Here is an 18,463-nt window from a genome sequence, read left to right as displayed (position 1 = left end):
GGGGGACACTGAGTGCGTGAGCACCTACCTCCGCCCGCCGATCGACGATCCCGTCTTCCGTGACGCCGATGGGACGGTGATCGAGTACGGGAATCGGTGGCCAGGGTCGCCACCGGAGGACACGTACTCGGTCGACACGCATCCCGAGCGGTTCGCGCCCATTCACCGCGTCGCCGAAGCGCTCCTCACGCACCTCCGAACGGTGTACGACGTCGAGACGGACGAGGATTCCTCGGCGGCATCCGATCTGCTGCGTCCTGGCTACTTCGAGGTCGTCAAAGCCGTCAGGATCCGTCCCAAGGATCCTGCCTGCGCCACGCTGACGTTCGTCTTCACGTCGTACCCCGGCCGGTACGTGCATGCCGGGCTGCTTCACGACTTCCCCTACCCGGTGTGCGGTTGCGACGCCTGCGATGCCACCTGGACGGCCGAAGCGGACGAGCTCGAACGTCAGGTGTTGGCTGTTGTCGCTGGTCAGTACCGGGAGAGCATCGAACGAGGACGGGGCCCCTGGGCGGAGTATGCGTTCCGTCACCCCGACGGCGCGTCGTCGGGACGCTCGCGCGCGCAGGATCTGCCGCCCGATCGCCTGGCGCAGGCCAGGCGGGTGCTCCGGAAGCATCCGGATGGGTGGGCAGCCTGGCCGGAGTCGGCAGCCCCTTAGCGGTCGGTCTCCTCCTCGATCGCCGGCGTCTCGGCATCCGAGCGGTGCCGAGAGCGTCCGATCTCGGTCATCCGTCTGCCGGCCCAGCCGACGCCGCGCGCCGTCGTCCCGGCGGCAGCGGCGATCGCAGAGCCTGCGTACCGGGCGCCGCGCGCGACCCGGGTCTCGATGCGCTCTGCACCGGTCACCGGCTCCAGCTCCGGTGGCAGGGTGGCCGGCGCCGGACCGAAGGCGCGACGCGACGTCACCAGCACGCGACGGCCCAGGATGTTGTTGCCTGCGCCGCCGATGACGGCGCCGATGCCGAACGGCAGCGCCTTGCCGAGGAACGACGCACTCCCCGCCGCGGCGAACTGCTTCAGGAACATGCTCTTCAGCCGGTCGACGATCGGGCCGACGGCCGCGCGGGGGAGCGACTTCGTCACCATCTCACCCCAGTAGGCCGGTCGCGACGTTCCTCGCCCGGCCGCCTGGCCGGCGAGCTGCGAGAGCAGCTCGACGCCCTCCTTGCCCATCATCAGCGTCATGACGAGCGCCCGCGCGCGGTCAGGGTTCTGCACCGGAATGCCGTGCACCTCGGCGACCGACTGCGCGAACAGCGTCGTCGATTCGACGAAGCCCAGGGTCTCCACGCCGGAGAGCGCCAACGTGACGCCGGTGCCGATACCGGGCACGACCGCGGTCGCTCCGACCGTCGCGCCTCCGGCTGTCACCGCGGCGAGATACCTCTGCTCCAGAATCCGCACGATCTCGTCCGGGGTCGCGTCCGGATGGCGCAGGCGGATGCTGCGGATGTGCGCGAGCACCAGCGGGCGCTGGATCGCGAGCACCCTGTCGACGCCGCGGATGGCGAGCGGATGCTCGGGCGACCCGACGGGCGGAACGCCCTTGTCCCACGGGGCGTCGTCCGGAAGGGAGTGGATCTTGTGCACCTTGTCGGCCATGACCCGATCCTATGGACGGATGCCGCGAGAAAGCCGAAAGCCCGGCGCCTCGAGGGCACCGGGCTTTCGCGCTGTCAGGACGCGGCTCAGACGTAGAGGTTCGCGCGCTCCAGGTCCTCGGCGAAGTCGACCTCGACCGCATACAGGTCGGAGACGTCCATCGTCTCGAGCAGGAGACCGTCTTCGGCGATCGCCAGTTCGAGACCGCGCTCGAAGTAGTCCTGGTCCTCGACGCGCTGCAGCTGGCGCATGAACGCCTTCTTGTGCGCGGAGGAGATGTAGTTGATGCCGACGGCCTCGCCCAGACCGCCCTTGACGGTCTTCGAGAGCTCCTTGATGAAGCCCTCGGCCGTGACCGTGTACTTCACCTCTTCGTCGCTCACCTTGGAGGTGTTGACGGTGACGAACGACTGGTCGCGCTCGATGTACTCGAGTGCGCGGCCGAGGATCATCGGGTCGAAGACGACGTCGCCGTTCATCCAGAGCACGCCGCTCTTGCCGGTCGCGCCGAGCGCTCGCAGCAGGCTCTTGGACGTGTTGGTCTCGTCGTAGCGCTCGTTGTGCACGTAGTTCACGTGCGGGAACGCCTCGATGATCGTCTCGGCGCGGTAGCCGACGACGGTCGTGATGCGGGCGTCCCTGCCGAACGCGGCACGGATGTTCTCGTGCTGCTGCTGCATGATCGTGCGGCCGTCGCTCAGCTCGGTGAGGGGCTTGGGCAGTGCACGCCCGAGGCGCGAGCCCATGCCGGCTGCGAGGATAACGGTCTGAAGAGTCACGAAAGCTCCTAAAAGAATCTGTGTTCACGGCCGGTTCACCGACCAGACACCTCTTCGTGCCGCCTTCATGCTAGCCATGGCACCTGGAAAGCCCCTGGTCCGGGTGGACGCCGTTGCCAATTCGTGACCGTCTGCACACCCAGTTCTCAGGTTGTCTCAGCTGTCGCGCGGATCCGTCCGAATGTTGCACGGGAACCGGGCAAAGTCGGTCCCCGTTGATACCGTAATACAGTGACTCCTTCCCCTGACGACCAGCTGGACGAGGCGACTGCCGCGGCTCAGGCCAAGAAGGCGCGCCCGGCCCGCAAGAGCGCCCCGGATGCCGCGGGCAGGACCGCCGCCGTGAAGGCGCGTACCGCGAAGTCGGAAGCGACGACCAAGGCTGCGCCCGTGAAACCCTCGACGTCCGCATCGGCCGCCAAGACGGCGGCGGCGAAGGCCGCGGCGGCGAAGGCGAACGCCGCGAAGGCTGCGGCGAAGACGACGGCCGCGCGCAGCGCAGCTGCGAAAACCGCGGCTGCCAAGACCGCAGCAGCGAAGGCGGCGGCGGCGAAGGCCGCGGCGCAGGAAGCGGCCGACAGTGGTCAGACGGCCACGGCCGATTCGGACATCGAACCGGCCGCCGCGACGACGGCGGCACGCCCGCGCACCAAGGCTCCAGCAGCGAAACGGGCCTCCACGCCGCGGAAGCCGCGGGCCGCCGCGGCGCGTGCCGTGGCGGCAGAATCCGCTGCCCCCGTCATCGAAACGGTGGCGCCGCCGGCCGCGTCGACCACGGCGACCGAGCAGCAGGACGACTCGGTTGTCACCGCTGACCCCGTGGGGCAGCCCGTCGTGGAATCGGACGCGGCACCGGTGGCGGAACCGCGGACTGGGGAGGCGGAACCGTCCGTGGTCGGATCGGACGACGCATCGCAGCGCATCGTCGATGAGGCCCAGCCCGAGACCGCGACCACCGAAGAGCCCGTCTCGATCACACCTGCGCTGCTCGAATCGGTCGTCGCGGCTGAGCCGTTCGCGACCGTCGAGGAAGCGGACGTCGAAGAGGTCGTCGAAGGCGAGCCTGCTGAGACGGATGCAGAGGCCGAGCCCGTCCTCGCGGCCGAAGCCGCGGACGAGACGTTCGCCGACCTGGAGGAGCCGACGAACGAAGAGGCTCTGCGGGTGCGAGGCCTGATCAAGGACTTCGGAGACCAGCGCGCCGTCAACGGCATCGATCTGACCGTTCCGGCCGGGTCGTTCTACGGCATCGTCGGTCCCAACGGCGCGGGGAAGACGACCACGCTGTCGATCATCACGGGCCTGCTGCGCGGCGATGGCGGCACGGTGCATGTCGCGGGGATCGATCAGAAGGCGGACCCGCTCGCGGCCAAGCGCGTGATGGGCGTGCTGCCCGACCGCCTGCGCACGTTCGATCGGCTCACGGGCCGTCAGCTGCTGCACTACTACGGACTGCTGCGTGGGCTCGATGCGCACGTCATCGAGAAGCGGTCGGCGGATCTGGCCAGGGCGTTCGATCTCACGGGCGCGCTCAACAGAGTCGTGTCCGACTACTCCGCCGGCATGACGAAGAAGATCATGCTCGCCGGAGCCATGATCCACTCGCCGCGCGTGCTCGTGCTGGACGAGCCCTTCGAGTCCGTTGATCCGGTGTCGTCCGGCGTCATTCTCGACATCCTGCGCGCGTATGTCGCGCACGGCGGCACCGTCGTGCTCTCCAGCCACGGCATGGACCTCGTCGAGCGGGTCTGCTCCCGCGTCGCGATCATCGTCGCCGGAGAGGTCCTCGCCGAGGGGACCGTCGACGAGGTGCGCGCCGGTCAGACCCTCGAGTCGCGGTTCGTCGAGCTCGCCGGCTCCAACAGCGAGGTGGAGGGCCTGGAGTGGTTGCACACGTTCTCCGACTGAGGATCGCCCTGCTGATCGGGGCGCTTCGGGGACACCACGTCGCGCGCACGGTGATCGGGGTGCTCGGTATCGCCGCGGTGACGGTCATCGTCTGCATGGCCGTACTCAGCCTCGCCGACGTCTCCACGGACGTCGCGCGCACCGTGATCGTCCTCGGCGGTGCCGCAGTCTTCCTCGCGTTCCTCGTCGGGCCGATGCTCACCGGCGCGGTCGATCAACTCGACCCCCGCCGGTTCGCCGTCTTCGGCGTGGACGAACGACGGATGCCGTGGATCCTCGCTCTCGCGTCCCTGATCAGCGTTCCCACGTTCGCACTCATCGCCGTGACGGTCTGCGTCACGATCGTCGGAATCCGTCTCGGTGTCCCCGCGTACGCGGCGATCCTCATCGGCGTCCTGGGCCTGGCCAGCACGGTGCTGGCCGCCCGCGTCGGAATGGCGATAAGTGCGATCTGGCTGCCGGAACGGCGCTCCCGCGAGCTGACCGCACTGTTCACGCTGGCCATCGTCGTCGTCGCCTTCCCGGTGGCGGTGTTCCTCGCTTCGTTGGAGTGGCAGGGGACCACGCCGGCTGCGGTCGCGACAGCGACCACGATCGTCGGCGCGACGCCATTCGCGGCTCCGCTCGGGCTCCTCTTCGCCCTCGCCGGCGGTGACGCGGGAGCGGCCTGGATCAGCGGCCTCGTCGCCGTTGCCACCCTTGCGGCCATCGCCGCAGCCTGGGCACTGCTCGTGCGTCGCATGCTGACGACCACCGAACGGCCGGTCACCGCGCGCGAACGCACCGGCCTCGGATGGTTCGGGCTGCTGCCCTCGAACGCGTTCGGTGCGATCGCAGCACGCAGCCTCGTCTACTGGCTCCGCGACCGGCGCTACATCGTGAACATCGTGGTCGTGCCGATCGCCGGTGTGCTCACGGTCTTCCCGCTGCTCGTGGCCGGTGTGCCGTTCGAAGTCGCCGTGCTCGTTCCCGCGCCGGTGATGGCGTTGTTCTTCGGATGGCTTCCGCACAATGACATCGCCTACGACTCGACGGCGTTCTGGGTGCACGTGGCCAGTGGCGTCCGCGGTCTGTCCGACCGCTTCGGCCGGCTCATCCCCGTCTTCCTGGTCGCCGTGCCCGCCCTGGCCATCGCCGTCCCGGTGACCCTCGCGCTGACCGGTGACTGGCGGCTGCTGCCGCCGCTCACCGGCGTGGCCGTGTGTCTGTTCTTCGCGGGGCTCGGCCTGTCCAGCGTCGTCTCGGTGATCGCGCCATACGCCGTCTCGCGTCCGGGGGACAGTCCGTTCCAGCAGCCGCAGCGTGCGGCCTCGCGCGGCGCATTCGGACAGGCCGGTGTCTTCGCTGGAGCGATCCTCGTCGCCGCACCGACCCTCTGGGTGTTCTCCCTCGCGGTCCGCGAGGGCGGAGAGCACACGTGGAGCACGTTCTGGGTCGGCACCGGCACCGGCATCGTCGTCCTGCTCGTCGGCGCGGCGATCGGCGGACGCATCTTCGAGCGCAGCGGCGAGCGGCTGATGGAGTTCGTCGAGACCGCGTGATCGCGGCCCGCGCGCTCGCCCTCCCGGCTAGAATCACCCCATGAGCACTCCCTTGGACAGCCCCGATCAGGGCGGCGTGGCAACGCTTGATCGCGAACTCGAAGAACTCCTGAACCAGGAGAACATCGAGCCGGGCGACCACGAGCGCTTCAGCCACTACGTGAAGAAGGACAAGATCCTCGAATCCGCGATCACCGGCAAGCCGGTGCGAGCGCTGTGCGGCAAGAAGTGGACTCCGGGCCGCGACCCGGAGAAGTTCCCGGTCTGCCCTACGTGCAAGGAGATCTACGAGTCGATGGTCGGCTAGACCGCGTCGACGAGGACCGTCGGGATCGCCGGATCCGACTTGCTGAGCGCGAGCGCCTGGACGGGCAGCTCCTCGCGCACGCGAAGGTGATGCGCACGCGCGGACGCCGTCCCCGCGGCTCCTTCGAACGCGGTGTCGATGTCGCCGTTCTCGACGAACCGCACCTGGAGCGGTCGCGAGTCCGGGTGCTCCGCCGGTGTGTCCAGCTCCTCGAATCCGTCCGAGACCACGACCGTCTCGGCCGTCGCGACGCCGTCGGCGAGGGTGCGGAACGCGGCCTTCCGGCCGCCCTGAGACGCTTTGTCGGCGGAGGCCTTCGCGACTGAGATCCAAGCGCCTGCGGCATCCTGTCGTGCGACGAGCTTGTAGACCATGCTGGCCGTCGGATAACCGGACCCGGTGACGACGGACGTCCCCACGCCGTAGGAATCGACGGGGGATGCCGCGAGCGACGCGATCGCGTACTCGTCCAGATCGCTGGTCACGGTGATGCGCGTCTCCGTGGCGCCGAGGCCGTCCAACTGGGCGCGGACCTCCGCCGCGACGATGGGGAGGTCGCCGGAGTCGATGCGCACACCGCCCAGGCCGGTTCCGGCGACGCGGATCGCGGTCTCGACGCCGGTGCGGATGTCGTAGGTGTCCACGAGGAGCGTCGTATCCGTGCCGAGACTGGAGATCTGCGCCCGGAACGCATCCTCTTCCGTCTCGTGCAGGAGGGTCCAGGAGTGCGCCGCCGTGCCCATGGTCGGGATGCCCCAGCGGCGACCGGCCTCGAGGTTGCTCGTGGCCCGGAACCCCGCGATGTACGCGGCACGGGCGGCGGCCACGGCGGAGTGCTCGGCGGCACGGCGCGAGCCCATCTCGGCCAGTGGGCGGTCGCCGGCGGCGATGCTCATGCGCGCGGCGGCTGTCGCCACGGCAGAGTCGTGATTGAGCACGCTCAGCGCCAGCGTCTCCAGCACCACAGCGTCGGCGAAGCTGCCTTCGACCGTCAGGATGGGCGAACCGGGGAAGTACAGCTCTCCCTCGCGGTAGCCGCTGATCGACCCCGTGAAGGTGTAGTTCTCCAGATAGGTCAGGGATGCGGCATCCACCACCTGCGCGTCGCGCAGGAACCGCAGCTCGTCGTCTCCGAAACGGAAGTCGCGCAGCAGCGAGAGCAGGCGCCCTGTTCCGGCGACGACGCCGAAGCGGCGCCCGCCGGAGAGGCGGCGCGAGAAGAGTTCGAAGACGCACGGGCGTGCGGCCGTGCCGTCGCGCAGCGCGGCGCCCAGCATCGTGAGTTCGTAGCGGTCGGTCAGAAGCGCCGTCGACGAGGTCATGCGCTCAGCATAGTGAGCGCGGCGGCCTCACGACGCGGTGGCGCCGTGGATCGGAGGGTAGGCTGGGGAGTCATGAACGACGCGCCCATCGGTATCTTCGACTCGGGTGTCGGCGGACTCACGGTGGCGAGGGCGATCCGTGCGCAGCTGCCCCGTGAATCGTTCGTGTACATCGGCGACACTGCCCATTCGCCGTACGGACCCAAGCCGATCGCCGACGTGCGCCGCTACGGACTCGAAGTGCTCGACACGCTCGTCGACCAGGGCGTCAAGATGCTCGTGATCGCGTGCAACACGGCGTCCTCTGCGATGCTGCGCGACGCCCGCGAACGCTACGACGTACCGGTCGTCGAGGTGATCGGACCCGCCGTGCGCCGTGCGGTCTCGACGACCCGCAACGGTCGGATCGGCGTGATCGGCACGGTCGGCACGATCGGCTCGCGCGCCTACCAGGACATGCTCGAGGTCAACGAGCGCCTGAGCGTCTTCACGGCCGCGTGCCCGCGTTTCGTCGAGTTCGTCGAGGCCGGCATCACCGGCTCTCCGGAGGTGCTGGCCACCGCCGAGGAGTACCTCGCACCGCTGCGCGAGGCGGACGTGGACACGCTCGTGCTCGGCTGTACGCACTACCCGTTCCTCCGCGGCGCGATCGGCTACGTCATGGGCGAGGGCGTCTCGCTCGTCTCCAGCGACGACGAAACCGCGGCGGATGTGTATCGCCAGCTCGTCCGCGGTGATCTGCTGGCGCCGGCGGATGCCGTGGCCACCTACGTCTACGAGGCCACCGGGGATTCCGCCGACGACTTCACTGCGCTCGCCAATCGGCTGATGGGCCGCGAGGTCCGTGACGTCCAGCTGGTTCAGACCGGTGTCATCACTCTTCCGGAAGCACAGTCCCTCGAAACGAAGGAAACCCATGTCTGACATCGTCCGCTCCGACGGCCGGGCCACGAACGAACTCCGCACGATCACGATCGAGCGGGGCTGGAGCGCCAACGCAGAGGGGTCGGCGCTCATCAGCTTCGGCGGAACGAAGGTGCTGTGCACGGCGTCGTTCACGAACGGCGTGCCCCGCTGGCTCACGGGCAAGGGCAAGGGCTGGGTCACCGCCGAGTACGCGATGCTCCCTCGCGCGACGAACAGCCGCAACGACCGCGAGAGCGTGAAGGGCCGAATCGGCGGCCGCACGCACGAGATCTCCCGCCTGATCGGCCGCGCGCTGCGCGCGGTCGTCGACACCAAGGCGCTGGGCGAGAACACGATCGTCATCGACTGCGACGTGCTCCAGGCCGACGGAGGTACCCGTACCGCGGCGATCACCGGCGCCTACGTCGCCCTCGCCGACGCGATCGAGTGGGGCCGCGAGAAGAAGTTCATCGGCAAGAACTCCACGCCGCTGCTCGACTCGGTCTCCGCCGTCTCGGTCGGCATCATCGACGGCGAGCCGATGCTCGACCTCGCCTATGTCGAGGACGTCCGCGCCGAGACCGACATGAACATCGTCGTGACCGGTCGCGGTCTCTTCGTCGAGGTGCAGGGCACCGCGGAGGGCGCTCCGTTCGACAAGCGAGAGCTGGACGCGCTGCTGGAGCTCGGCGTCGCCGGGTGCGAGGACCTGAAGGGTCGGCAGCTCGCGGCGCTCGCGGGGGAGTGACCGTGCGCGTCGTCCTCGCCACGCACAATCCGCACAAGGTGTCGGAGTTCGCGCAGATCGTCGCACGCACCCGGCCGGACCTCGAGGTCATCGGGTACGACGGGCCGGAGCCCGTCGAGGACGGCGTGACCTTCGCAGAGAACGCGCTCATCAAGGCCAGGGCCGCCGCCGCGCACACGGGTCTGGTCGCACTCGCCGACGACTCCGGCATCTGCGTCGACGTCCTCGGCGGCTCGCCCGGCGTCTTCTCCGCCTACTGGGCCGGGCAGAAGAAAGACGCCCGAGCGAATCTCGAGTTGCTCCTGGACCAGCTCGCGGACATCGCCGACCGGCACCGGAAGGCCCAGTTCGTCTCGACGATCGCGCTCGTGACGCCCAGCGGCGAAGAGCACGTGGTCGAGGGCGTGTGGCACGGGCGACTCGCGCGCGCGGCATCCGGTGCCGGTGGCTTCGGCTACGACCCGATCTTCGTGCCGGACGGCCAGGAGGGCACCCCGCGCAGCGTCGGCGAGTTCAGCGCCGAGGAGAAGCAGGCGCAGTCGCATCGCGCACGGGCCTTCGAGTCGCTGATCCCGCTGCTCGAGAAGCTCTGACCCGACGCCGGGCGTTTCCGAGGATCGTCATCGACCGATCGGCCGTTCGCAGAATAACCATTCATCGGCATGAAATCAACGGGTTCGCGATCGTGACGGGCATGCGCTGAGATCGGACCATGACGGACATGGACACGATGGTGCAGACCGAGATCGTCATCGACGGCACGAGCAATCTGCTCGCCCAGGACCAGGACGTCGACGACCTGATGGGCCGCATCGAGGATGCGACCGCGACGTCCGGACGCTTCGTGACCTTCACGGTGGTGGGCAACCGCACGATGCGCGTATTGGTGACCCCGAGAACGCAGGTCGCCATCAGCGTCGCGACGGTGCAGTTCGACGCGCGCGACACAGGTGACACGGATGCTCCCTTCGGCGGATACTACGATCTCCTCTGACCCGACTCCGGCGGCCGGACCTGCGGCAGACCGCCTGCTGAAGGTGATTCTCATCACCGTTCCCGGTTCGGCGAAATCGCTTCTGACGGCCGTTTCCGCTCGTACGCTTGAGGCATGCACGACCACGCTCATCCCGCAGGCATCCGAGGCGCCGGCAGTCGCCGACTGCTGACGATCTCGCTGTGCCTGACTGCGACGATCATGATCGTGCAGGTCGTCGGTGCCGTGCTGACCGGATCGCTCGCCCTGCTCGCGGACGCCGCGCACATGTTCACGGATGCCTCCGCGCTGGTGATCGCGCTCATCGCGAGCGCCGTCGCCGCTCGACCGGCCGATGACCGCCGCACCTTCGGATATCAGCGCGCCGAGGTCTTCGGAGCGCTGATCAATGCGATCATCCTGATCGTCCTGGCCGTCATCGTCGCGATCGAGGGCGTCTCGCGCCTGCTCGCCCCCGGTGAGGCGGAGGTCGCCGGCGGCCTGATGCTCGTGGTCGCCGTGGTCGGCCTCATCGCCAACGGGATCTCGATGTGGTTGCTGAGCGCCGCGCAGCGCACGAACATCAACGTCCGCGGTGCGTATCTCGAGGTGCTGGGCGACCTCATCGGCTCCGCCGCTGTCATCGTCGCCGCGCTCGTGATCATCGTCACCGGGTGGATGCCGGCGGATGCCGTCGCGTCGCTGTTCATCGCCGCCATGATCATCCCTCGTGCGATCACGCTGCTGCGCGAGGTCTTCTCGGTGCTCGCGGAATCCGCGCCGAAGGGCATGACGGTGGCGGACATCCGTGCCCACCTGCTCGAGATGGACGGGGTGACGGGAGTCCACGACGTGCACGTCTGGCAACTGACCAGAGGCGCCCCCGTCTTCACCGCGCACGTCGGCGTCGCACCGGAACTGATGGAGCAGGGACGATCGGCTGGGCTGCTGGCGAGGATGCAGGAGTGCCTCGCCGACCACTTCGACGTCGAGCATTCGACGTTCCAGCTCGAGCCGGACGATGCGGCCCGGTGCGAGCAGACCCACGCCTGATTCAGGACTCCACGACGATCTCGTCGACCCGTTTGTCCGGCCGTAGGCCGCGCCAGCGGGCGTGACGAAGGATGCCGTCGGGTGTCCAGTTCGCGAACTCGACCTCGCCGACCAGTTCCGGCCTTACCCATTCGGCATCCGAGGCATCCGGGGCAGGCACCCCGTCGATCTGGCGCTTCGGCGTGCGCAGCGGCTCGAGGCGCGCGGTGAGATCCCGCAGGATCCGATCGGTGAAACCGCTGCCGACGCGGCCGATGTAGCGCAGCCCGTCGCCCTCAGGGATGGCGAGCAGCAACGAGCCGATCCCGCCGGAGCGGTTGCCCTTACCGGGGCGGATGCCGGCGATCACCACCTCCTGCGTGCGGGTGTGCTTGATCTTCAGCCAGGATCCTGAGCGAGCGCCCGGCCGGTAGACCGAACCCGTGGCCTTGACGACGACGCCCTCCAGGCCGAGCTCCTCGCTGGTCTCGAGGGCAGCGTCGATGTCGTCGAACACCGGAGGGACGATGACGGGCCCGTCGACGCTCTCTGCCAGCGTCTCCAGCAGCCGCCGACGGTCTCGCAGCGGCGTCCGCGTGAGGTCGTGCCCGTCGAGCCGGAGCAGATCGAAGAGCTCATACACGACAGGCGTGCGCACCACCTCGCGTTCGATCTCGCGTCCCTTCGTCAGGTGCATGCGGTTCTGCAGGCGGCTGAAACTCGGCCGTCCCGTCGCATCCAGGGCGATGATCTCGCCGTCGACCACGGCGTCCGAGACGGCGAGGTGCGGAGCTCCGTCCGCGGTCAGCTCCGGATAGCGGGCGGTGATGTCGGTGCCGCTGCGTGCGTACAGCCGCATCCGTCCGTCACGCCAGACGCCCATGGCACGGATGCCGTCCCACTTGATCTCGGCCCACGCGTCGCCGAGGCCGCGCGCCAGCCCAGGGGTCCCGTTCTCGGCCAGCATCGGTTCGGGGGCGCGCTGCGGCTCGGGGTCGGCCACCGGTGCGGGAGCGGGTTTCGCGGATCGCACGGCGACCGGATGCCGAGCGGAGCCGGCCTCGGCATCCTTCATCCGATGCAGCAGCCAGGAGGACTTCTCGCCGCTGCCCTCCGTGCGGATCAGCGCCAATCGTGCGCGACCGAGCGGGCCCTGCCCGGTGAAGGTGGCGATGACCTCGTCGTCGCGCCACTTCTCGATGTCGACGGTTCCGGTGTCCCAGATCGTCATCGTCCCCGCGCCGTACTCGCCCTTCGGGATCTCGCCGTGGAACTCGAGGTACTCGAGGGGGTGCGGTTCGGTCATGACCGCGAGGTGGTTGCGGTCTGGGCGATCCGGAACGCCCTTCGGGACGGCCCAGCTCACGAGGACCCCGTCGTGCTCGATGCGCAGGTCGAAGTGCAATCGGCGCGCGTGATGCTCCTGGATGACGAACCGGGGCGGAGCGCCGGGAGGCGACGGTTCGACCGCATGCAGCTCCGGCATCGGTTCCGGCGTGCGGCCGGTGGTGCGCTTGGAGAGATAGGGAACCAGATGGTCCGCCGTCGCCCGCCGCGCGAACTCCGCCAGCGGATCGATGCCGGTCTCGATGCGCTCGAGCACCTCGTCGAACTCGAGATGGCGCAGATCGGGGTCGTCGAGCTCGTCCCAGGTGCGCGGTGCGGCGACGGTCGGGTGGGAACGTCCGCGCAAGGAATACGGTGAGATCGTCGTCTTGGAGCCGTTGTTCTGGCTCCAGTCCAGGAAGACCTTCCCGCCCCGAGCGGCCTTGGCCATGACGCTCGTGGCGATGTCGGGGTGATCGGCCTCGATGGCTCGCGCGAGCTCTCGCGCGAGGGTCGAAGCCTGATCGCTGGTCTGCGAGCCGTCCAGGCGCGAGTACAGGTGGATGCCCTTGCTGCCGCTGGTCACCGGCACGGGGTCGAGACCGATGTCGCGCAGGATGCCGCGGGCCAGCCGCGCGATGTGCGCGCACGCGGCCAGGTCGGCGCCCGGCCCCGGGTCGAGGTCGATCACGAGGCGGTCCGGATTGCCCCGGTCGCCGTCGGGGGTGAAGCGCCACTGCGGGACGTGGAGCTCGATCGCCGCGATCTGCGCGAACCACACCAGCGAGGGGAGGTCCTCGATGAGCGGATAGTCCTTCGGCCCGTCGGAGTGCTCGATCGGTCGGCGGACGATCCACGACGGCGCCCCCTGCTCGAGCTGCTTGGTGAAGAACGCCTCACCAGGCGCATCCGCCGTGCCGACGCCCTCCACCCACCGCTTGCGCGTGACGGGCCGGCCGGACAGCAGCGGAAGCATCCGGGAGGCCACGGCCGAGTAGTACGCGATGACCTCGCCCTTGGTCGTGCCGGTCGCGGGGTACATGACCTTGTCGAGATTGGTCAGACGCACGCGTCGACCGTCGACCTCGACGATCTGCGCGTTGCTTGGCATGTCGAAATCGTAGCCGCAAGCCCCTGGCCACCGACGGCTCCGGCGGTGTTCACTGGTGTCATGAGGTCGATCTGGAAAGGCGCCCTGACGTTCGGGCTCGTGAACGTCCCGGTGAAGGTGTACTCCGCCACCGAGGATCACGACGTACCGCTGCACCAGGTGCACGACGAGGACGGCGGACGCATCCGGTACAAGCGCACTTGCGAGGTGTGCGGCGAGGTCGTGCCGTACCAGAACATCGACCGGGCGTACGAGGACGACGGTCAGCGCGTGGTGCTGACAAAGGACGACCTCGATGCGCTTCCGGCGGAGCGCAGCCGGGAGATCGACGTCGTCGAGTTCGTGCCGACCGAGCAGGTCGATCTGCTCACGCTCGACAAGGCGTACTACCTCGAGCCGGACTCGAAGTCTCCGAAGGCGTACGTCCTGCTGCGCAAGACGCTCGAGCAGACCGATCGCACCGCCATCGTGCGGTTCACGCTGCGTCAGAAGACGCGTCTGGCCGCGCTGCGGGTCCGCGGCGACGTGCTGGTGCTGCAGACGCTGCTCTGGGCGGATGAGGTGCGGGAGGCGTCGTTCGAGTCGCTGGACGAGGACGTGAAGATCTCGAAGAAGGAACTCGAGCTCTCGGCGAGCCTCGTCGACAGCTACTCGAGCGATTTCGACCCTGACGCGTTCGTCGACGAGTACCAGAAGGAGCTGCGCACGCTCATCGACGCCAAGATCGAGGCCGGGGACACGTTCGACGTCTCCGAGACGTTCGGCGAAGAGGGCGAGGAGACGCAGAAGGGCGGCGAGGTCATCGACCTCATGGAGGCGCTCCGAGCCAGCGTCGAGAAGTCCCGTTCGAAGTCGAAGAAGCGCGACGCCGGGTGATCCGGGCCCGCGGCGAGGCCGGCCAGCGGGCGCGGGTCAGTGCTTGCCGTCGCCGTCCAGGTCGGGTGCGCGGTCGAAGACCTCGGGGTCGAGCGTCAGTTCGGTCGCCTCGACGGCATCCGTGACCGGGTCGCCGCCGGCGGCGAGTTCCTTGCGGACCTTGTGGCGCTCCGAGAAGTAGTGCCACAGCGTGATGATCGCCGTGCCGCCGACGGCGGCGAGGAGGATCAGGTCGATGTACTCGGTCACCAAGTCTCGAACCCACGGAATGTAGGCGATGAGGTATCCGACCATGGTGAGACCGAAGCCCCAGATGACCGCACCGATGAAGTTGTACAGCGAGTAGCGCCGCCAGGGCATATGTCCGACGCCGGCCGCAACGGGGGCGAAGGTACGCACGATCGGGACGAAGCGAGCGAGGATCACAGTGATGCCGCCGAATCGCTCGAAGAAGGCGTTGGTGCGTTCAACGTTCTTCCGGCTGAAGAGCCCCGACTCCTTGCGCTCGAACACAGCCGGTCCGCCCTTGTGGCCGATGAGGTATCCGACTTCACCTCCCACGAACGCTGACAGGGCGATGAGCAGCGCCACCACCCAGATGTTGATGCCGAACACATTGCTCGTGTGCGTCAGCAGCCCCGAGATGACCAGCAGCGTGTCGCCCGGGAGCAGGAATCCCACGAGCAGTCCTGTTTCGGCGAAGACGATGAAGCAGACCACGAGCAGAGCCCAAGGGCCTGCGGCGCCGATGATCGTCGCCGGGTCGAGCCAGGGGATGAGCGCGATGTGGTGCATGGTGTCCCGTCGTGCGAGGCGGTCGAGCGCGCATATGCACGCCCTGCGTGCGGAAGGTGGGACTTGAACCCACACGCCCGAAGGCACAGGAACCTAAATCCTGCGTGTCTGCCAGTTTCACCACTCCCGCGCTGCGCGAACACAGTCTATCGGGGGCGCCGACAGTCGCGCCGCGAGGATATCCGCCAGTTCGCTTCGGGATTTCCCGATCAGGTCGGGGTGCCTGTGGATAACTTCTGAGGCGCTGGTCGGATTCTTGCGAGGATGCACGGGTGAGTCATCCAGCATCCGTCGTCGCCGACCGGGTACGGCAGCGTCTGCGCGCGGATCGCACCGATCCGTCGATCGACCCCGTGGAGGCCAGAAGGGTCGCGCAGGCCGAGGTGCGACGGCACAACGACCTCGCGCTGTCGCGCGGCGAGGCGATGGTCGACGACGAGATCGCGCTCGTACGGGAGGTGCTCGCGTCGGTCCACGGCTACGGTCCTCTCCAGCCCCTGCTCGAGGATGCCGAGATCGAGGAGATCTGGATCAACGGCACCGAACAGGTCCACGTCGCCCGCGGCGGGGTCACCGAGCGCATCCCCATGCGTCTGACGGATGCCGTGGTGCGCGACCTCGTCGAGCGGATGCTGCAGTCCACCGGGCGGCGCGTCGATATCAGTCAGCCGTTCGTGGATGCGTCGCTTCCGGACGGGTCGCGCCTGCACGTCGCGATCGCCGACGTGGTGCGCGGCGGATGGGCGGTCAACATCCGGAAGTTCCTGCCGCGATATCGGACGCTCGAGGCGCTCGTCCAGCAGGGTGCGATGTCCGCGGAGGTGGCAGAGACGCTCCGTGGCGCGATGCGCGAGGAGCAGAGCGTGCTCGTCTCCGGCGCCACCCACGCCGGTAAGACGACGCTCCTCGGCGCACTGCTGGCGTCCTGCGCCTCCACGCAGCGGATCATCACGGCCGAGGAGACGTTCGAACTCGCCGTCGAGGGACCGGATCTCGTCGCCCTTCAAGGCCGACAGGCGAGCCTCGAGGGCACCGGCGAGATCACGCTTCGCCGTCTCGTGAAGGAGGCGCTGCGCATGCGTCCCGACAGGCTCGTCATCGGCGAGGTGCGCGACGCGGAGGCGCTCGACCTGGTTCTCGCACTCAACACCGGCGTGCCAGGGGCAGCGACCATCCACGCCAACTCCGCGGCGGAGGCGCTCGAGAAGCTGTCGATCCTGCCGCTGCTGGCCGGGCGCAACATCGACCGTTCCTTCATCGCCCCCGCGATCGCCTCGTCGGTCTCGCTCGTGGTGCACTGCGCGCGGGATGCCGATGGGCGCCGCCGGATCGTCGAGGTGCTCGCGCCGACCGGTGAGGTCGTCGAGGGCCGGATCATCACGCGCGTCGTGCATCGCGCGGAGGCTGCGACGTGACGCTGCTGATGGGTGCGGTGCTCGCGGCGGGTGTCCTGCTGTGCGCATCGCCGTGGCTCTGGCCGACGCGCGACAGTCCGGTGGAGCAGAAGCGGCGGGCCGGCGCGCTCACGCGGCTGCTCGAGGAGGCGGGCCTCGGCGGCGTCCGTTCGCGCACCCTGGTGATCCTGATGGTCGCCGCTGCGGCCGTCGCGGCATCCGTCGTCTGGCTGCTCACGGGTCTCGGCGCGCTGGCCGGGCTCGCCGCCGTCGCGGCTGCTGCCGCACCGATCGCGTATCTCCGCGGACGCCGGCTGCGGCTGCGCAAGGCGCGCCGCGGGCTCTGGCCGGACGTCTGCGACCTGCTCATCGCCGGCATCAGGGTGGGTCTGTCGCTCCCGGATGCCGTCGCCGGCCTCGCCGAGTCCGCGCCGCAGGCGGTGCGGCCCGGGTTCGCGGTGTTCGCGCGCGATCTGCAGGCCACGGGACGTTTCGAGACGAGCCTGGACCGGCTGAAGGGGACACTCGCCGATCCGATCGCCGACCGCATCATCGAGACGCTCCGGATGGCGCGACAGGTCGGCGGCACGGACTTGACCGGGGTGCTGCGTGCGCTGTCGTCGTCCGTGCGCGCCGACGCAGCGCTGCGCGGCGAGGTCGAGGCACGGCAGTCGTGGATCCACGGCGCCGCCGTGCTCGGGGTCGTCGCGCCCTGGGTGATCCTCGGCCTGCTCGTGATGCGGCCGGAGGGTGCGGAAGCCTACGGCACGTCCGAGGGCATGCTGGTGATCGTCGCCGGGGCTGCCGTATCGGTCGTCGCCTACCGGATCATGATCCGCGTCGGACGCCTCTCCGAGCCGAAGCGGTGGTTCGGATGACCGCCGTGACCGACCTCGCGATCGCCGTGCTGCTGGGCGGCCTGCTCGCCGTCGGCGTGCTGTGTGTCCTGGCGACGCTGCCGCGATGGCGGGCTGCGTCGTTGAGCGTACGCATCGCACCCTACGTGCGCGACGTCGTGCCGGACGCGCTGCTGCCTCGAGGAATTCTGCCCGAGGCCGGGATCCTCTCGGTGTCCGGTCGAAGCGGGTGGGAACGGGTCCGCGGCGTCTTCGAGCGGCTCATGGGCGGGGGCGAGACGTTGCGGATGCGCCTCGCTCAGGCGGGGAGTCCGCTCGGGGCGAGCGCGTTCCGAGGGCGTCAGCTGGCCTGCGGCCTCGCCGGCCTCGCCGTCGGCGCCGTGCTCGTCATCGCGTTGGCGGTCGCCGGTCGGATGTCCGACCCGACCGTACTGCTGCCGGTCATCATCGGCATCGGAGCGGCCGTGGGCTACGACATGCTGCTCACGGCCAGGGCGAAAGGCCGGCTGACCAGGTTGGGGGAGGAGCTGCCCACCACGCTCGAGTTCCTCGCGCTGTGCCTGTCGGCGGGCGAGGGGCTGCTGGATGCGATCCGTCGCGTCGCGGCCGTCGGCTCCGGCGAGCTCACCGATGAGCTGCGCCAGGTCGTGCTGGCCGTGAACACCGGGTCGCCACTGGCGGAGGCGCTGGCCGAGATGGCATCGCGCCTGCAACTGCCCGGCTTGTCGCGCGCCGTCGATCAGCTCATCGCCGCTCTCGAACACGGTGCCCCGCTCGCGGCTGTCCTGCATGCGCAGGCGGCCGATGCTCGCGAGGACGCGAAGCGCTCGCTGATCGAGCAGGCCGGGCGGAAGGAGATCCTGATGCTCCTCCCTAACACAATTGGGAAAACATACTTCCACGGAATCCAGGGGAACCGTATGCCGCAGGAGCGTCCGGCAAGCGCGGAGGTGGCGCAACCTCAGCAGTGTGGATAGGTT

General features: G+C 69.0%; 18 protein-coding genes and 1 tRNA gene. 13 read left to right on the top strand and 6 right to left on the bottom strand.

Features of this window, described 5'->3' with window-relative positions; all coding sequences use genetic code 11:
• Window positions 1–16: 16 nt before the first annotated feature.
• Window positions 17–664, top strand: coding sequence for a DUF6226 family protein (locus OED01_RS10735; protein WP_264155271.1), 648 nt, complete (start codon window positions 17–19; stop codon window positions 662–664).
• Here OED01_RS10735 and OED01_RS10730 read toward each other — a convergent pair.
• Both OED01_RS10730 and OED01_RS10725 read right to left on the bottom strand, forming a co-directional pair.
• The gene (locus OED01_RS10730; RefSeq protein WP_264155270.1) at window positions 661–1,608 is read right to left on the bottom strand and encodes a hypothetical protein; all 948 of its coding nucleotides are present in this window, start codon (window positions 1,606–1,608) and stop codon (window positions 661–663) included. The genes OED01_RS10735 and OED01_RS10730 overlap by 4 nt on opposite strands.
• An 86-nt stretch (window positions 1,609–1,694) precedes the next feature.
• A complete protein-coding gene (locus tag OED01_RS10725) occupies window positions 1,695–2,387 on the bottom strand; it encodes a phosphocholine cytidylyltransferase family protein (RefSeq protein WP_264155269.1) in 693 nt (230 codons plus the stop codon).
• 231 nt (window positions 2,388–2,618) lie between these two features.
• On the opposite strand from OED01_RS10725, the gene OED01_RS10720 reads away from it, so the two are divergent.
• From OED01_RS10720 to OED01_RS10710, 3 genes are read left to right on the top strand one after another with little or no spacing between them, the layout of a single operon-like run.
• Entirely contained in the window at window positions 2,619–4,295 is a 1,677-nt protein-coding gene (locus tag OED01_RS10720) for an ABC transporter ATP-binding protein (RefSeq protein WP_264155268.1), read from the top strand.
• Complete coding sequence (locus OED01_RS10715; protein WP_264155267.1) at window positions 4,271–5,836, top strand: hypothetical protein; 1,566 nt, start codon at window positions 4,271–4,273, stop codon at window positions 5,834–5,836. The genes OED01_RS10720 and OED01_RS10715 overlap by 25 nt, the downstream gene beginning before the upstream one ends.
• Window positions 5,837–5,876: 40 nt before the next feature.
• Window positions 5,877–6,143, top strand: a complete 267-nt coding sequence (locus OED01_RS10710) for a DUF3039 domain-containing protein (protein WP_264155266.1) — start codon at window positions 5,877–5,879, stop codon at window positions 6,141–6,143.
• On the opposite strand, the gene OED01_RS10705 is transcribed toward OED01_RS10710, so the two are convergent.
• The gene (locus tag OED01_RS10705) at window positions 6,140–7,465 is read right to left on the bottom strand and encodes a nicotinate phosphoribosyltransferase (protein WP_264155265.1); all 1,326 of its coding nucleotides are present in this window, start codon (window positions 7,463–7,465) and stop codon (window positions 6,140–6,142) included. The two genes, OED01_RS10710 and OED01_RS10705, sit on opposite strands and share 4 nt — an antisense overlap.
• A 72-nt stretch (window positions 7,466–7,537) precedes the next feature.
• Here OED01_RS10705 and murI point away from each other — a divergent pair, with 72 nt between their 5' ends.
• From murI to OED01_RS10680, 5 genes are all read left to right on the top strand, one after another.
• Window positions 7,538–8,389, top strand: coding sequence for a glutamate racemase (gene murI, locus OED01_RS10700; RefSeq protein WP_264155264.1), 852 nt, complete (start codon window positions 7,538–7,540; stop codon window positions 8,387–8,389).
• Entirely contained in the window at window positions 8,382–9,119 is a 738-nt protein-coding gene (gene rph, locus OED01_RS10695; protein ID WP_264155263.1) for a ribonuclease PH, read from the top strand. Before murI ends, rph begins: the two co-directional genes overlap by 8 nt.
• A complete protein-coding gene (rdgB, locus tag OED01_RS10690) occupies window positions 9,116–9,712 on the top strand; it encodes an RdgB/HAM1 family non-canonical purine NTP pyrophosphatase (RefSeq protein WP_264155262.1) in 597 nt (198 codons plus the stop codon). The genes rph and rdgB overlap by 4 nt, the downstream gene beginning before the upstream one ends.
• A gap of 119 nt (window positions 9,713–9,831) precedes the next feature.
• The gene (locus tag OED01_RS10685; RefSeq protein WP_264155261.1) at window positions 9,832–10,113 is read left to right on the top strand and encodes a hypothetical protein; all 282 of its coding nucleotides are present in this window, start codon (window positions 9,832–9,834) and stop codon (window positions 10,111–10,113) included.
• Between the two features lie 114 nt (window positions 10,114–10,227).
• Window positions 10,228–11,145 carry a cation diffusion facilitator family transporter gene (locus OED01_RS10680; protein WP_264155260.1) on the top strand — a complete coding sequence of 306 codons (918 nt, stop codon included), beginning with the start codon at window positions 10,228–10,230 and terminating at the stop codon, window positions 11,143–11,145.
• Window position 11,146: 1 nt separating this feature from the next.
• On the opposite strand, the gene OED01_RS10675 is transcribed toward OED01_RS10680, so the two are convergent.
• A complete protein-coding gene (locus OED01_RS10675; RefSeq protein WP_264155259.1) occupies window positions 11,147–13,561 on the bottom strand; it encodes an ATP-dependent DNA ligase in 2,415 nt (804 codons plus the stop codon).
• Window positions 13,562–13,621: 60 nt separating this feature from the next.
• Between OED01_RS10675 and ku the strand changes: the two genes are divergently transcribed.
• On the top strand, window positions 13,622–14,437 hold the full coding sequence (gene ku, locus OED01_RS10670) for a non-homologous end joining protein Ku (RefSeq protein WP_264155258.1): 816 nt from the start codon (window positions 13,622–13,624) through the stop codon (window positions 14,435–14,437).
• Window positions 14,438–14,473: 36 nt separating this feature from the next.
• Here ku and OED01_RS10665 read toward each other — a convergent pair whose 3' ends face one another.
• Window positions 14,474–15,232, bottom strand: a complete 759-nt coding sequence (locus OED01_RS10665; RefSeq protein ID WP_264155257.1) for a DedA family protein — start codon at window positions 15,230–15,232, stop codon at window positions 14,474–14,476.
• 48 nt (window positions 15,233–15,280) lie between these two features.
• Window positions 15,281–15,362, bottom strand: a tRNA-Leu gene (locus OED01_RS10660).
• A gap of 142 nt (window positions 15,363–15,504) precedes the next feature.
• Between OED01_RS10660 and OED01_RS10655 the strand changes: the two genes are divergently transcribed.
• From OED01_RS10655 to OED01_RS10645, 3 genes are read left to right on the top strand one after another with little or no spacing between them, the layout of a single operon-like run.
• Window positions 15,505–16,647: a CpaF family protein gene (locus tag OED01_RS10655; protein ID WP_264155256.1), complete on the top strand. Its 1,143-nt coding sequence runs from the start codon at window positions 15,505–15,507 to the stop codon at window positions 16,645–16,647.
• Entirely contained in the window at window positions 16,644–17,504 is an 861-nt protein-coding gene (locus OED01_RS10650; protein ID WP_264155255.1) for a type II secretion system F family protein, read from the top strand. Before OED01_RS10655 ends, OED01_RS10650 begins: the two co-directional genes overlap by 4 nt.
• On the top strand, window positions 17,501–18,460 hold the full coding sequence (locus tag OED01_RS10645) for a type II secretion system F family protein (protein WP_264155254.1): 960 nt from the start codon (window positions 17,501–17,503) through the stop codon (window positions 18,458–18,460). The genes OED01_RS10650 and OED01_RS10645 overlap by 4 nt, the downstream gene beginning before the upstream one ends.
• The last annotated feature ends 3 nt before the right edge of the window (window positions 18,461–18,463 follow it).

This window comes from Microbacterium sp. M28, from assembly GCF_025836995.1.
Taxonomy (GTDB): domain Bacteria; phylum Actinomycetota; class Actinomycetes; order Actinomycetales; family Microbacteriaceae; genus Microbacterium.
The sequence above is the reverse complement of the archived record's forward strand: the minus strand, read 5'-3'. Positions and strand labels throughout refer to the sequence as shown.

Bases quoted from the DNA above. Each gene is read 5' to 3' on its own strand.
- OED01_RS10675 (WP_264155259.1), bottom strand. From the start codon at position 13,561: ATGCCAAGCAACGCGCAGATCGTCGAGGTCGACGGTCGACGCGTGCGT.
- OED01_RS10645 (WP_264155254.1), top strand. From the start codon at position 17,501: ATGACCGCCGTGACCGACCTCGCGATCGCCGTGCTGCTGGGCGGCCTG.
- OED01_RS10685 (WP_264155261.1), top strand. From the start codon at position 9,832: ATGACGGACATGGACACGATGGTGCAGACCGAGATCGTCATCGACGGC.
- ku (WP_264155258.1), top strand. From the start codon at position 13,622: ATGAGGTCGATCTGGAAAGGCGCCCTGACGTTCGGGCTCGTGAACGTC.
- murI (WP_264155264.1), top strand. From the start codon at position 7,538: ATGAACGACGCGCCCATCGGTATCTTCGACTCGGGTGTCGGCGGACTC.
- OED01_RS10680 (WP_264155260.1), top strand. From the start codon at position 10,228: ATGCACGACCACGCTCATCCCGCAGGCATCCGAGGCGCCGGCAGTCGC.
- OED01_RS10705 (WP_264155265.1), bottom strand. From the start codon at position 7,465: ATGACCTCGTCGACGGCGCTTCTGACCGACCGCTACGAACTCACGATG.
- OED01_RS10730 (WP_264155270.1), bottom strand. From the start codon at position 1,608: ATGGCCGACAAGGTGCACAAGATCCACTCCCTTCCGGACGACGCCCCG.
- rph (WP_264155263.1), top strand. From the start codon at position 8,382: ATGTCTGACATCGTCCGCTCCGACGGCCGGGCCACGAACGAACTCCGC.
- OED01_RS10710 (WP_264155266.1), top strand. From the start codon at position 5,877: ATGAGCACTCCCTTGGACAGCCCCGATCAGGGCGGCGTGGCAACGCTT.
- OED01_RS10665 (WP_264155257.1), bottom strand. From the start codon at position 15,232: ATGCACCACATCGCGCTCATCCCCTGGCTCGACCCGGCGACGATCATC.